This window comes from Corynebacterium sp. HMSC075F02 (assembly GCF_001838335.1).
Taxonomy (GTDB): domain Bacteria; phylum Actinomycetota; class Actinomycetes; order Mycobacteriales; family Mycobacteriaceae; genus Corynebacterium; species Corynebacterium jeikeium_D.
This window is the reverse complement of the sequence record NZ_KV836307.1, coordinates 122,065-135,613: the sequence shown is the minus strand read 5'-3', so window position 1 is coordinate 135,613 and position 13,549 is coordinate 122,065. Positions and strand designations below refer to the sequence as shown.

The window sequence follows — 13,549 nt, the reverse complement described above, 5'->3', positions numbered from 1 at the left end:
TTAGCTACTTCCTTTCAATACCCGGCCAACGTACTGTGCAACAGCAGCAACCGAGGAAATTGTTCCCGGATAATCCATAAATGTGGGGCCAACTACGCCCATGCCACCCAAAATTTCGGTGCCGGTGCCATAGCCAGTTGAAACAACTGAGGTAGCGCGCAGCTCCTCGTCCTCGTTTTCCTCACCGATGGAAACGCGAACGTGGTGCAAATCCTGCGCGGCCGACAGCAGTTTCAGCACGACCACCTGTTCTTCGAGAGCTTCAAGAACCATGGGCAACGTAGAAGGTAAGCGACCGGCCATATTACCACGGGTCAAATTCGATGCCCCGGCCAGGATGAGTCTGTCATTCGGCTTCTCAATCAACGACTCCACCAGCACCGTCGAGCAGCGAATAAGCACATCCCGCAAATCACGCGGGGCGTTAGCCGCAAGATCGGAAATCGCAATCGACGCGTCGGCAAGCGTGTGCCCCGACATTGCACGGTTGAAATGCTCACGCAAGAGCGGCACGAGATCGGGATCCATCGGTGCTGGCAGCTCAACATTGCGCTGCTCCACGCGCCCGGTGTCAGTGATGACTACCAGCAACAATCGCGCGTCGGCGAGCTGGACAACCTCGCAGTGCCGGACGCGGGAGACCTCCAGCGTCGGTACCTGCACCACTGCGACCTGACGGGTTAGCTGGGCCAGCAGCTGCACACTGCGACGCAGAACGTCCTCCAAATCGACGCCGCCTTCGAGGAACTCGAGGATAGCTCGGCGCTCAGCCCTGGACAGCGGCTTAATCTGCGAAAGATTGTCCACAAAAAGGCGGTAGCCCTTCTCAGTCGGGATACGTCCGGACGATGCATGTTCCTGCTGGATATACCCCTCGGCCTCCAGCACCGCCATGTCATTTCTAATGGTCGCCGAGGACACACCCAGATTGTGGCGCTCCACCAGAGCCTTCGAGCCGACTGGCTCCTGGGAAGCTACGTAATCCGAGACAATTGCCCGAAGAACTTCCTGCCTGCGCTTATCCGTCTGAGATGACATGCGGATAGTTTAACTAAGGATGTCAACAATTATTGCGTCGGCCAGCAAACGACCGCGATTGGTCAGCTGAATCCGCTGGCCACCATCGACGGAAACAAACTCCACCATGCCCGCTTCCGCTTGCCGACGTGCCTTGCCCAGCTCATCCTCACCGAGCAGATTGGCATCGATGCCCTCGGCCAGGCGGAGGCCCAGCATAATCTTCTCAGTGTGCCGATCGTCGGCAGTCAGCCCTTCCGAATCCTTAATCGGCAACTCTCCGCCGGAAATCGTCGCCGCGTAGCGAGCCGGATGCTTGACGTTGTAAAACCTCGTGCCATCCAGGTGCGAATGTGCACCGGGGCCCGCACCCCACCAATTTCCATCGCGCCAGTAGAGCATATTGTGACGACATTGGCCGCCCGGTTTCGCCCAGTTGGACACCTCGTACCAGGAGAAACCGGCTTGACTCAGTGCGGCATCGATGCGCTCGTAGCGGTCGGCGAGATCGTCGTCGTCAGGCATCGGCAGCTCACCACGACGGACCTTACGCGCCATCGCAGTACCCGGCTCGACAATCAGCGAGTACGCCGAAACATGATCGACCTCCGTGGCCAGGACTGCCTCCAACGTCGTATCGAGGTTCGCCATCGACTCCCCTGGCGTGCCATAGATAACGTCGAGGTTGATGTGCTCAAAACCGGCAGCGCGTGCCTCCGCCACTGCCGCCGCAGGACGCCCCGGCGTGTGCGTACGATCCAGAGTGGCCAGCACATGCGGCACAGCCGACTGCATGCCCAGACTCACCCGGGTAAACCCTGCCTCGGCCAGGCCTTCGAAAAACTCCGGGGAGGTCGACTCGGGATTCGACTCGGTGGTGACCTCAGCGTCGTCAGCAAGCCCAAAGCTGTTGCGCACACCGTCGAGCAGACGACGAAGACCACTCGCCCCCAACATCGACGGCGTACCCCCGCCGACGAATACGGTATCGGCGCCACGCGCTAGTTCGGGGTGCTTTACGACGGCCATCTCGAGCTCAGCCACGATGGCATCGAGGTAGTCTCCCTGCGTTGCGCCACTGCCCAGCTGACCTGGCGTGTACGTGTTGAAATCACAGTAGCCACAACGGGTGGCACAGAATGGGACGTGTAAGTAGACACCGAAGGAATCGGTGTGTGCGGAGGCTTCGCTCACGCATGCTCCTTGGCTCGACGTTGCTTGACGCGGCGGACAATTTCATCGATGCGGGCACGTTCCATCAGGAACTCCGGAGGCCTACGGCCGCGCAGCGCATTGGCAACTGCCGGATGAGTCTCGGGAACAGCAACACACCAAGCGGCGGCAGCGGACAGTGCTCGGCGGCCAGACTGCGCGTAAAGCTGCGGAAGCACCACACTACCGAGCTTCTCCACGCCTCGGATGTTTTCGGCGGAAACCCAGTCGGCGAGTTCCTCCAGGTAAGAAGCCACGGCATCGGAGCGAGCAATCATTGCCTGCGTGACCGTAGGGACTGCAACCGGATGCTTCAAAGGAGCCGGAATGAGCGACAGTGACTGCACATCCGGAGACTTCGGTGCCGGATGCGGGTGTCGACGCGGTGTCGAAGCGGAGGAAAGAGTACCGATGCGCCCCGAGCGAATGCCGGAGGTAAACGCTTGGCGTAGACCATCAAGTTCACCAATCAGAGGGCGGCAGTCCTCAACGGCCTCGTCGACGATGTCAGCGAGCTCGAGAACACATTCGTCCACCAGCTCACGATCTACATCAGCAACCGCCTGAGCGAGGTGCTCGATGTGTTCGGCAACTTCGTCACCAATGTCGTAGAGCTCTTGGGTCACTTCGCGCAGGCGTAGCCGAGCATCGAAGTGGTTAATCATTGCCCGCCCTCCCACGACATCTTCGGTGTCGGTGACATCATTGCAGTTTTCCGCTTCCGAGTACCGACGAACATTGACGAATGCCAACTTTCGAAAACTGAAAACTCCTTAAAAATTTCTAGCGCCCCTCACCTTAATGGGGTGAGGGGCGCTAGCGCGGTAACAACACGCTGCCGTTTTCTATCGGCAGCGGGCAGAACGTGAATTAACGCTGGTAGAGAGCCTCAATGTCACGCGAGTAGTTGTCCATGACAATGTTGCGCTTGACCTTCATGGTCGGGGTCAGCTCGCCGCTTTCCTCGGTGAAGTCACTGTCCAGAATATGAAACTTCTTAATAGCCTCTGCGTGAGAAACCAGCTCGTTAGCGGAGTTGACGGCGTCCTGAATCTCGGCGCGCAAAACTGCGCTGGAGGCAGCGAGTTCACGGATCGAGGTGTGCTCGGGGACGGAGTGCTCAATCTTCCACTTCTCCAGTGCCTCCTCATCGAGAGTGACCAACACGGAGACGAACGGACGACCATCGCCGATGACGACTGCCTGGGACACCAGCGGGTGCGCACGCATGCGGTCCTCCATCGGGCCCGGCGCGACATTCTTACCACCGGCGGTGACAATGAGGTCCTTCTTGCGGCCGGTGATCTTCAGGTGACCTTCTTCGGTCAGCTCACCGAGGTCGCCAGTCTTAAACCATTCGCCGTCGATGAAGGCTTCCTTGGTTGCCTCTTCGTTCTTCCAGTAGCGGTCAAACACAACCGGACCGCGCAGCAGAACTTCGCCATCATCAGCGATAGCGGCGGAACAGCCACCAACTGGACGACCAACGGTGCCAATGATTTGCTCGCCCGGGTTGTTCACGGTGATGGCGGCCGTGGACTCGGTCAGACCGTAGCCTTCGTAGACAGGCACACCGAGACCGCGGAAGAAGTGCCCGAGGTCAGAGGACAGAGCCGAACCACCGGAGATGGTGTACTGAACGGCGTCCCCCATAGCTGCGCGAATCTTCGAGAACAGTAGGCGATCGTAGAGCTGGCGACGCAGCTTCAAGACGCGCGACGGACCTGCCGGAGTATCCAGTGCTTTGGAGTACTCGATGGCGGTGGCCTCAGCACGCTCGAACATGGCCAGACCGAATGCGCCCTTCTCCTTAGCGGAGGCGTAGGCGGAGTCACGAACCTTCTCGAACACGCGCGGCACACCGAGAATCAGGTGCGGACGAGAACGCTGGAACTCCAGGGTGACGGTCTTGGTATCGGCCCAGTGAGACTGGGTAGCACCAGCGATAATCGAAGCCAGGGACACTGCGTGAGCCAACACGTGCGCCAACGGCAGGAAGGTCAGAATGCGGTTACCCGGACGGGCAATCAGGCCAATCTCGTTGGTGAGGATGGCGCGGGCCTCCGCCAGCCAGTTGCTGTGCAGGAGCACGCAGCCCTTCGGACGGCCAGTGGTACCGGAGGTGTAAATCACGGTTGCCAGGTCGTCGGCCTTGGTGTCCTTGATGCGACGCTCGACCTCGTCGCCGTCAATGTCACGGCCTTCGTAGCTAATGGTGTCAGTAGCGGAAGCGTTAATCTCCAGCACACGACGCAGCTGAGACTCACCCTCCGGGTTCTCGGTGCCTTTTTCGACCAGCAGCGGCTTCATGCGGTCGGTGTGCTCACGCGACTCGGTGAATGCGAAGACCGCACCGGAGTTTTCAATAATCCAACGGATCTGCCCAGAGGAAGAGGAGCCGTAAATCGGGACAACAGCGGCGCCCGCCATCCAGATAGCGGTATTGATCAGGTTCCACTCGTAGCGAGTCTCACTGAGCAGCGCTACGCGGTCGCCTGGCTGAACACCATTGGCGATTAGCCCCTTAGCGACCCCCTTTGCCTCGTCATAAAACTCCTGAGCGGTGACATTTACCCACTCAAAGTTCTTGGGGCGAGTGAAAAGCACCAGCTTCGGGCGCTTCTGCACCAGCTCCTGCAGCGAGGTAATAATCGTTTCGTCCTCGCCGATGACGTATTTCGCCTCAGTAGTATATTCACGCATCGAGTTACAAACCCCTACTTTCGGTAGTTCTGTCCGTCGTTGGTTTCGTTAGGAATCAACTTAGAACATCAAACCCTGCGCCGTTGTGATTTCACTAAATATTTCGATAACGAAGTGATTTGCCTTACTACTGGCAAAGTTTTTCTAAACTGGCATGATGGAAAGAGTGACACAGGCAGCTTCCAATCCTCCCCTTTCCTCTCCGCTCGCCGACCTCGCTAAAGATGTCGGAGTTGGGGTTTCCTACTACTCCACCGAGGGCCAACTCGTGCACGTCTCTCGTGAGACAGTGCTAAAAACTCTCGCTGCTCTCGACATCGATTTGGGCCCAAATCCGAGTGATGCCGAAATCAACGACGCGCGTCGTGAGTGGGCGGACACGCAGTGGTCTCGCCTTCTCCCACCCGTGGTAGTTACCCGCCAGGGCATCTTCCACCGAGTTCTGGTTCACGTACCGCACGGCAGCAATGTCAGCGTGACTGTGAAACTGGAGGATGGCGCAGAATGGCCCTGCGCACAGGTGCACCACTTGGTTCCACCACGCCAGGTCGGCGATGTGTTGATGGGAGAAGCCGCCTTCGCAATTCCAGAGGATCTTCCACTTGGTTGGCACCGCTTGCGTGCAGTCAACGACGACAACGTCGCTGAGTGCGATGTGGCCGTAACCCCCAACCGTCTCGCTACTGCTGACAAGTACGTGCAGAATCCTGCGCATGGCGTCATGGCTCAGCTGTACTCGGTACGCTCCAGCCGCAGCTGGGGTATCGGCGATTTCGCTACCCTCGGCGACTTGGCACAGGTCAGCGCTCAGCACGCGGGCTCTGATTTCGTCCTCATCAATCCGCTGCACGCCGCAGAACCGCTGCCTCCGGTAGAAGACTCGCCGTACCTGCCCACCACGCGCCGCTATGTCAATCCGCTGTACGCACGGCCAGAGCTTATCGACGAGTTCGGGTACCTGGACAAGGACGAGGCCGATGAAGCCCGTGCGCTAGCGAACTCTTTCCACCAGCTCAATCACAGCTCTGATGAGATTGACCGCAACCCCATCTACGCTGCAAAGCTCAAGGTATTGCGGGCAATCCACAAGATCCCCCTGTCCAGCGCGCGCCAGGCGGAATTTGACCGTTGGCTGGAGGCCGAGGGCCGGGGCATTTACGACTACGCGTCGTGGTGCACCGAGCGTGAGCTCGCGGATCGCGCTGCTGCCCGCGATGCTGCACGCGCTGCCACTTCCGATTCTGGTGCCGTAGCCGAGAACGATATCGAGTTGGTTCCACCGCTGGGCAACCACGCCAGTGTCGAATCTCTGCGGGAGGAAATCTTCCAGTTCCACCTCTGGGTGCAGTGGATCCTCGATCAGCAGCTCGGTCAGGCACAAGAGGCAGCCCTGGATGCGGGTATGCGCATCGGCATCATGGCCGACCTTGCCGTCGGCGTACACCCTGGCGGCGCGGATGCCGAGAACCTTGCGGATTGGCTCGCTCCTGCTATCTCTGTTGGCGCACCGCCAGACGGTTTTAACCAGCGCGGCCAAGACTGGTCGCAGCCGCCGTGGAACCCGCACAAGCTAGCCGAGGCCGGCTACCGCCCCTGGCGCGACATGCTGCGCACAATCCTTCGCCACGCAGGTGGCATTCGTGTTGACCACGTGCTGGGTATGTTCCGCCTCTGGGTCATGCCGCGGATGGAGTCCCCAGTCAATGGCACGTACCTGTACTTCGACCACGAGGCCATGGTCGGCATTCTCGCACTTGAGGCCGAGCTCGCTGGGGCCGTCGTCGTAGGCGAAGACCTGGGCACCTTCGAGCCGTGGGTGCAGGACTACCTGGCCTCGCGGGGCATCATGGGCACCTCGATTGTGTGGTTTGAATCCGAGGGCGACCAGCCGAAACCACCGAGCGCCTACCGCAGCCTGTGCCTGTCCTCCGTCACCACGCACGATTTGCCGCCGACGGCAGGCTACCTCGCAGGCGAGCACATCAAGCTGCGGGAACGCCTGGGGCTATTGCTTTCCGACGTCGCGGAGGAAGACCGCCGGGACTTCGAGTGGATTCGAAAGGTTTTGGGCGCTGCCGAAGAAGCTGGCTGCTTTGGTGACACGGCTGCCGCGGACATGGATGTTCAGTCCCTCACCCGCGATAATCTGCCACCAATTGACGCACTGGTCACGGGCCTGCACCGCTTCCTCGACCAGACTCCATCCGCGCTGAAGTGTGAGGCCCTGGTGGACATGGTCGGCGATCGTCGTACCCAGAACCAGCCGGGCACGACCCACGACCAGTACCCGAACTGGTGCATTCCGCTAACCGATGCCGAGGGCAAGGCCGTGCTTGTCGAGGACCTGCCTCGCTTCCCCGGATTCAAGCGTTAATTGGTTCGTGAGCGCCTAATCCCTCATTTTTGCCGTTCACCGATTTTTCAGGTTATGTGCCCGGTACTAAAACCGAGGCTAAAACTGGAAATCGGTGACTGCACCAGCGATGAGGATGAGAAGAAGCAAAACGATTAGGGCAAGTAGGACCTTCGAGTGCCTCGACCGATGCATGCTAACTCAGCTCCCTACTGCGAAATATTTGCGAACTACCCAACTCTAGCCTGTTGGGCAAATTTCCTAATACTTTAAGACATACCTTAGGGCAGCGATAGCGACCCAATACTTAAAGGGGGCTTGTCCCAGCTCAATTCTTCGGGCCTCCCAGTGAGCTATCCGCGGGCCACTACCGCATCGGCTAGCTCTCGCTGCCCGCTCCTCGACACTCCTGCGAACGCTCCCGCCGGCGCACCGACCACTGCCACAGACGACCGCTGACAACATCGATTGCACCAACGAGAACGAAAGCAACAAAACCTCCGACTACCAGCAGAACCACGCATAGCGCGCTGACCTGCGCAAGCAGTGGCAATTGAATAAGCCACTGCCCTACCCTGTCGAATGCTTCTGCCATGAGTGTCAACCTACCCTGCCGGTGACCGGAATAACCAGTGGGCGGCGGTCGCGGGGCTCGTCGTAAAGCATGAAGCTAGGCATCAGTGCCCGACAGCCCGCGGCGTTCGAGGAGCGGCTGGATGTCCTTATCGCGGCCTCGGAAAGCGCGGTACGCAGCCATGAAGTCGATGGCGCCACCACGGGAGAGGATCTCTTCACGGAAGTGGCTGCCGCCGCTGATTGTGGCACCGCCGTTGTCGGTGAACCAACCGAAACCGTCCGCATCGAGCACCTCTGCCCACAGGTAGGAGTAATAGCCCGCCGAATACCCGCCGGCGAAGATGTGGTTGAAGTAGCGGGAACGGTAACGCGGGGCCAGGTGGGGAACATCGAGGCCAAGTTCGGCAAGTGCTTCCGCTTCGAAAGCGTCGACATCGGTGACCTGAGCCGCTTCCTCCTCGGTGAGGCTGTGCCAGGCCAGATCGATTGCGCAAGCTGCGAGGTACTCAACCGTGGCAAATCCCTCACCAGCGGTGCGGGCCTTCTTCACCGACTCGACTAGCTCTGCTGGGATCGGCTCACCGGTACGAACGTGGACGGCGTAGTTGGCCAGAATGGATGGCTCAAGTGCCCAGTTCTCGTTAATCTGGGAGGGGAATTCCACGAAGTCGCGCGGGACGTTAGTGCCCGAGAAGGTCGGGTACGTGACGTCGGAAAGCAGACCGTGGAGGGCGTGCCCGAACTCGTGGAAAGCAGTGGTGACCTCGTCGAGCGTCAGTAGCACCGGGGTTCCCGGCTCGGTTTCGGCGATGTTCATCACGTTGACCACGACTGGCAGGCGCCCCAGCAGACGGGACTGGTCCCTAAACGAGCTCATCCATGCACCACCGCGCTTAGTCGGGCGCGAGAAGTAGTCCGTAATAATCAGGCCGATGGTCTCGCCTCCGCCCTGGCGTACCTCCCACACGGTCGTGCCCGGCGCGTATCCCTGCAGGTCCTCGCGCTTGACTACCTCGATGCCGTAGAGCTTGCGGGCAGCGTAGAACACGCCGTCTTCGATGACACGGTGCAGCTCGAAGTAGTTCTTGAGTTCCTCCGTGTCGACTGCGAATTCTTCCGCTTTACGACGGCGCTCCCAGTATGGCCAGTCAGCGCCCGTGACCGTCTCATCGCCAGCCAGATCAGCGACCCGCTTGTACTCGCCTTCAGCATTCGCAATGGCAGCTGGCGCCAGGTCTGCAATGAGCTTCCGAGCAGCTTCTGCGGTGGTTGCCGTCTCCTTGGCAATGACGTAATCCGCATGCGTGTCGTAGCCGAGCAGCTTGGCACGGCGGGCACGCAGGCGTGCCATTTCCAGCACAATGTCGGAGTTGTCGAACTTGCCGGAGGCAGCACCCGCACGCCCCAGTGAGGCTTCGTAGAGCTTGGCGCGAGTAGCCGGATTATCCAGGTCAGCCAGCTGTGCCGGAGTTGACGGTAGGTCCAGCGGAATCAGCCACGGCGCATCGGTGTCGGCCTTTTTCGCGTAGGCGGCGAAGGACGCAATGGCGTCGTCGGAAAGCCCGGCGAGCTCCTCGCGGTCGTAGATTTCCACGGCGCGCGCAACGGTGTCCTTCAGCAGGTTTTCGCCGAAAGCCGTGGAAAGCTCAGAGAGGCGGGAATTGATGCGGCTGAGCTCGGCTTTGTCCTCGTCGCTGAGGTCCGCACCGGCGCGCTGGAAGTCTTCGCGGACTTTCTTCAGCAGCAGCTTCGCCTCTTCCGGGGTGGCGGCATCGTCAACGCTGTCAATGGCATTGATGCGCTGCCACAGGTCACTGCGCATGCGAATCTGATCCAGGTGTGCTGTGAGCTGCGGGGCGATCTCGGCTTCAATTTCCATGCGGACATCGGTGGCGTCCGTGCCGGCAACGTTGAAGAAATAAGCAGCGACGCGGTCCAGATCCTGGCCCGCCTTTTCCATTGCCTCGATGGTATTAACAAAGGTCGGCGCCTCCGACGACGTGGCGATGGCGTCGATCTCGCGTGCATGGCTGCGCATTGCTTCGCTAAAGGCCTCGCGGACGTGGCTGTCATCGATTGCCGCAAAATCTGGCAATTCGCAGAACAATTCTGACGGTGTCAACAGTGGATTTCGTGCATCATTGGTCATAGTGAATTCAACTGTAGCGTGCTCGAAAAACCAGAGTGCGCCTACCGTCTGAAACAGGCTCCCCGCCGTTCTGGCAGGACCAACCGTGACGAGGAGGCGTTTTCCGCCATGACAGAGACGACTATTTCCGCTCCCTGTGGGAGGCTAACCGGCCGTATTCACGATGACGCAATACAAGTTTTCAATATCGATTACGCAGATGCTGCTCCGTTCGCCGCGTCGGCACCGGTGGCTGACGGGCCACAGTCAGGCACTCGGCGCTGTGAACCCGAGCGCGAATTAGTTCTCACCGTCACCGCACCGGCTGAGCCCGCGGACGCTTCCTATCCCGTATTGCTGTGGATCCACGGTGGTAGCTACGAGTTTGGGCATCCCTCCGAGCCCTGGACGGACGCGACGGCCTTCGCACAGGCAGGCATCGTCACCGTTTCGCTCGGATACCGCAAGGGCCTCGAGGGATTCTGGCGCGACAGTGAAACAGAGACCTACCGGGCCATTGATGACCTGTATCTGGGGCTGCAGTGGGCTCGTCGTAACGCGCCTGCCTTCGGCGGCGATATCGACAACATCACTATCTCGGGGCAATCGGCGGGTGCGGCGCTGGCGCTCACTCTCGCTGCCGACGAACGCACTCGCGGCCAGATCCAGCGCACCATCGCCATGTCGCCGGCCTTCTCGCTGCTGTCGGGCTCGCGTCTCCGCCGCACGTTGGCGGGCATCGGTGTGGGACGTGCGCCGTCCACCGACGTCTTTTCGCGTGCCGACGAACGCAGGGTCGCTCGAGCCCAGAAATTGGTGTCGGCATCCTCACCTTCGGATCCGGCAATTGGGCCTCGCTTTGACAGCTTTGCTCCCACACTGCCAACGATGGTGACTGCCACCAGCGAAGAGTTCTTCTCAGAACCGCCGGTTGTGGCGATGGACAAGTTGCCCATGCGGGAGTGGATGGCTCGGCGCTACGCCAAGGGGCATCGCGGCCACGGCGAATTTCCGGCCACCGCCTATGCCGAACGTCCGATGGGGAATGTCATTTCTGACTCAGCGATTCGCTCATACGCTGTTAAAGTCGCCGAACGGTCCGTGGCGGCTGAGCTGGATGTGTGGGCGGCACAGTTCGAACCGGGAGAAGGGTTGGGCTATGCACCTGCTGGCCGCACCAGTGGTGCTCCGCACTGCATCGACATTGCACGCTTCTTCGGTATGAAGGAACCCAACCATCCATTCCACCAAGTGGCGGTCGAGTTCATCCGCGAAGGCACCTCACACATGCCCCGCTACAACAATGACCGCAAGGTGACCACCTTTGCTGGCGCTGACGCCCAGGCAGTCGAGGACATTGCCATCGATGCGTGGGCGGCTCCGCGCCAGCTCTTTGGCGCATAAGGCATAAGGCGGGTGAGGCTTGCGCTGGTTAGCGCTGTGCTGTTGTGCTCAACAACTGAGCCCAGCGACTTAAGCTGGCAAAGTCTGCATGTACCGATAAATCTCGACGCAGACCAAAATGGTGATCAGCGTGATAAGTACTGCTATGAGTTTCCTGCGATCCATAGCCACCGTTCTTACCGAAGCACCAGGCCAGACGCAAGCTTTACCCTCTGTGGTTAACTGTCAACTATGGAGCCGCTTGATTTATTAGTCCCCGAGAATTCCGCGCTGCAGCCGGTCGACCCCGCGCTGGCTAAGGTGAAGCGAGTCGCGCACGCCGCTCCCCTGCTAGTTATCACGATTGCATCCGTCGTCGCCGCTGTGATGTGGACTCCGTGGATGTGGTTGGGCGTCCTCGCCTGCGTGCTCTACTTCGCATATATCTACTGGCTCATCGGTCGACGAGTTCGTGCCCACCGATACCTCGAAGAGGACAACGACTTCATTGTTGCGTCCGGACGCTGGTGGCGCTCGGTCACTGTCGTCCCTTACGGACGAATCCAGTTCATCGACATCGATGAAGGACCTCTCCTTCGACTATTCGGACTGGCAACGCTGAAGCTCAACACAGCATCGGCGAGCTCGGATGCAGCCGTCCACGGTTTGCCACGTGAAGAAGCGCTCGCCCTGCGCGCTCGTCTATCTCAGCGCGCCCACGACCGGATGGCGGGTCTCTAAATGAGGCATAGAGTTCATCCCCTATCTCCGCTGCTCAAAAGCTTTGCCACAATCGCTGCGGTGACTGCATTCGCAGTCGCGAATCAGTGGCAGTTGGCCGTTGCGGTCGTGACTCAGCTCTACGACTGGGCATGGCTCGGTCTCCTTGTCGGTACCGGTGCGGTCGCCATAATTATTGGTCTGATTGCATTTTTCTCGTGGCTGTCCTGGCGGTATACGTTCTACGAGCTCACCGACGATGAGGTTCGCTACGGCTCCGGATGGCTACTGCGTTCTCGACGCGCGGCACGGCTCGACCGCGTGCAGGCGGTGGATATCAACCAACCATTGTTGGCGCGCATTTTCGGGCTCGCCGAAATTGTCATTGAAACAGCCGGCGGCTCCGATTCACACTTCACAATCAAATACCTCACTCCCCCGCAGTGCGAACAGTTCCGCGCCGACGTGCTGGGTGAGGTAGAAAAGCTGGACACCGAACTGGCGCATTCGCTTTACGACGGTGACAGCTCCACCGCGCCCCTCGACTCCGGCGCTCACATGTCCTCTCGCATGCCCGAAGCGAAGACCATCTTTGGCCCGGTCGATGTCGGACGGCTGATTGCATCCGTGGCCATTGGACCCGGTCTTTTCGTCGGCATAGCTCTCATCCTCCTCGCCGTTGTCTCTGCGCTGTTTACCGACCTCATCGTAGAAATCCTCAGCGGAGTAACCATCACTACTCTGATTGTGATTGGCAGTTTCGCTGTCGGCCTTTTCGGGGTACTAAATCAGTCGTGGGATTTCACGCTGAAGGTATCGTCGGAAAGCAGGCGTCTGGCGATTACCGCCGGACTGTTGTCGACGCGCGCTCAGACCATTCCCATTGATCGCATTCATGGGTTTAAAGTGGTGCAACCGCTCTGGTGGCGTCCGTGGAGATGGTCCCGTGCGGATGTCTCGGTGGCGGGCTATGGCCTGGACAGCACACAGTCGAACAACACACTGGTGCCAGTGGCACCGGCACCGGAGACGGACGCGATTGTCGATTACCTGATGACTGAGATTGCGGGACCGTCCTCCGCGGATGACCTGTTGGGCTCCTGGCAGACTCCACGCACGGCGTGGTGGCTCAGCCCAATTGACTGGAAATTCCAAAAGGTGCAGGCCACGCGGCGGGGGCTGTTAGTGACCAAGGGGCGGTTCTGGCATACGCGGTTCATAGTCCCTTGGCAGCGCATCCAGGGGCATACACTAACCATTTCTCCGCTGAAGAAAGCGGCGGGAGTGGCAAACGTGCGAATCGACATGGTGCCGGGAGCGGTCACTCCGGTGGCAACGGAGTTGAAGTTGGATGATGCGTACCAGCTCACCGCGCTGATTCAGGAACACAAGGCTGTTTAGAATGCTGTTTAATGAGGTCTCCCAGGACGGCCGTCTCGCGCGGTCTTGTGGGATCT

Annotated in this window: 10 protein-coding genes; 4 read left to right on the top strand and 6 right to left on the bottom strand. The window is 59.7% G+C overall.

The window, feature by feature from the left end; all coding sequences use genetic code 11:
- From hrcA to HMPREF2920_RS03045, 4 genes are all read right to left on the bottom strand, one after another.
- The gene (gene hrcA / locus HMPREF2920_RS03060; protein ID WP_016423119.1) at positions 1-1,038 is read right to left on the bottom strand and encodes a heat-inducible transcriptional repressor HrcA; all 1,038 of its coding nucleotides are present in this window, start codon (positions 1,036-1,038) and stop codon (positions 1-3) included.
- 9 nt (positions 1,039-1,047) lie between these two features.
- Positions 1,048-2,211, bottom strand: coding sequence for a radical SAM family heme chaperone HemW (hemW, locus tag HMPREF2920_RS03055; RefSeq protein ID WP_070600900.1), 1,164 nt, complete (start codon positions 2,209-2,211; stop codon positions 1,048-1,050).
- Positions 2,208-2,981: a hypothetical protein gene (locus HMPREF2920_RS03050; protein WP_224783736.1), complete on the bottom strand. Its 774-nt coding sequence runs from the start codon at positions 2,979-2,981 to the stop codon at positions 2,208-2,210. Before HMPREF2920_RS03050 ends, hemW begins: the two co-directional genes overlap by 4 nt.
- Positions 2,982-3,099: 118 nt before the next feature.
- Positions 3,100-4,932: an AMP-dependent synthetase/ligase gene (locus HMPREF2920_RS03045; RefSeq protein ID WP_070600901.1), complete on the bottom strand. Its 1,833-nt coding sequence runs from the start codon at positions 4,930-4,932 to the stop codon at positions 3,100-3,102.
- Positions 4,933-5,086: 154 nt separating this feature from the next.
- On the opposite strand from HMPREF2920_RS03045, the gene malQ reads away from it, so the two are divergent.
- Entirely contained in the window at positions 5,087-7,306 is a 2,220-nt protein-coding gene (gene malQ / locus HMPREF2920_RS03040; RefSeq protein WP_070600902.1) for a 4-alpha-glucanotransferase, read from the top strand.
- A 358-nt stretch (positions 7,307-7,664) separates the two neighbouring features.
- On the opposite strand, the gene HMPREF2920_RS03035 is transcribed toward malQ, so the two are convergent.
- On the bottom strand, positions 7,665-7,880 hold the full coding sequence (locus tag HMPREF2920_RS03035; protein WP_070853988.1) for a hypothetical protein: 216 nt from the start codon (positions 7,878-7,880) through the stop codon (positions 7,665-7,667).
- A gap of 75 nt (positions 7,881-7,955) precedes the next feature.
- Entirely contained in the window at positions 7,956-10,010 is a 2,055-nt protein-coding gene (locus tag HMPREF2920_RS03030; RefSeq protein ID WP_070600903.1) for a M3 family metallopeptidase, read from the bottom strand.
- Positions 10,011-10,118: 108 nt separating this feature from the next.
- On the opposite strand from HMPREF2920_RS03030, the gene HMPREF2920_RS03025 reads away from it, so the two are divergent.
- From HMPREF2920_RS03025 to HMPREF2920_RS03015, 3 genes are all read left to right on the top strand, one after another.
- Positions 10,119-11,393: a carboxylesterase family protein gene (locus HMPREF2920_RS03025; RefSeq protein ID WP_049170708.1), complete on the top strand. Its 1,275-nt coding sequence runs from the start codon at positions 10,119-10,121 to the stop codon at positions 11,391-11,393.
- A 231-nt stretch (positions 11,394-11,624) separates the two neighbouring features.
- Positions 11,625-12,113, top strand: a complete 489-nt coding sequence (locus HMPREF2920_RS03020) for a PH domain-containing protein (protein WP_049170706.1) — start codon at positions 11,625-11,627, stop codon at positions 12,111-12,113.
- Positions 12,114-12,173: 60 nt separating this feature from the next.
- Positions 12,174-13,493, top strand: coding sequence for a PH domain-containing protein (locus HMPREF2920_RS03015; protein ID WP_070600904.1), 1,320 nt, complete (start codon positions 12,174-12,176; stop codon positions 13,491-13,493).
- The last annotated feature ends 56 nt before the right edge of the window (positions 13,494-13,549 follow it).

Coding starts and splice junctions, on each gene's coding strand:
- hrcA (WP_016423119.1), bottom strand. CDS start 1,038: ATGTCATCTCAGACGGATAAGCGCAGGCAGGAAGTTCTTCGGGCAATT.
- HMPREF2920_RS03045 (WP_070600901.1), bottom strand. CDS start 4,932: ATGCGTGAATATACTACTGAGGCGAAATACGTCATCGGCGAGGACGAA.
- malQ (WP_070600902.1), top strand. CDS start 5,087: ATGATGGAAAGAGTGACACAGGCAGCTTCCAATCCTCCCCTTTCCTCT.
- HMPREF2920_RS03035 (WP_070853988.1), bottom strand. CDS start 7,880: ATGGCAGAAGCATTCGACAGGGTAGGGCAGTGGCTTATTCAATTGCCA.
- HMPREF2920_RS03030 (WP_070600903.1), bottom strand. CDS start 10,010: ATGACCAATGATGCACGAAATCCACTGTTGACACCGTCAGAATTGTTC.
- HMPREF2920_RS03025 (WP_049170708.1), top strand. CDS start 10,119: ATGACAGAGACGACTATTTCCGCTCCCTGTGGGAGGCTAACCGGCCGT.
- HMPREF2920_RS03020 (WP_049170706.1), top strand. CDS start 11,625: ATGGAGCCGCTTGATTTATTAGTCCCCGAGAATTCCGCGCTGCAGCCG.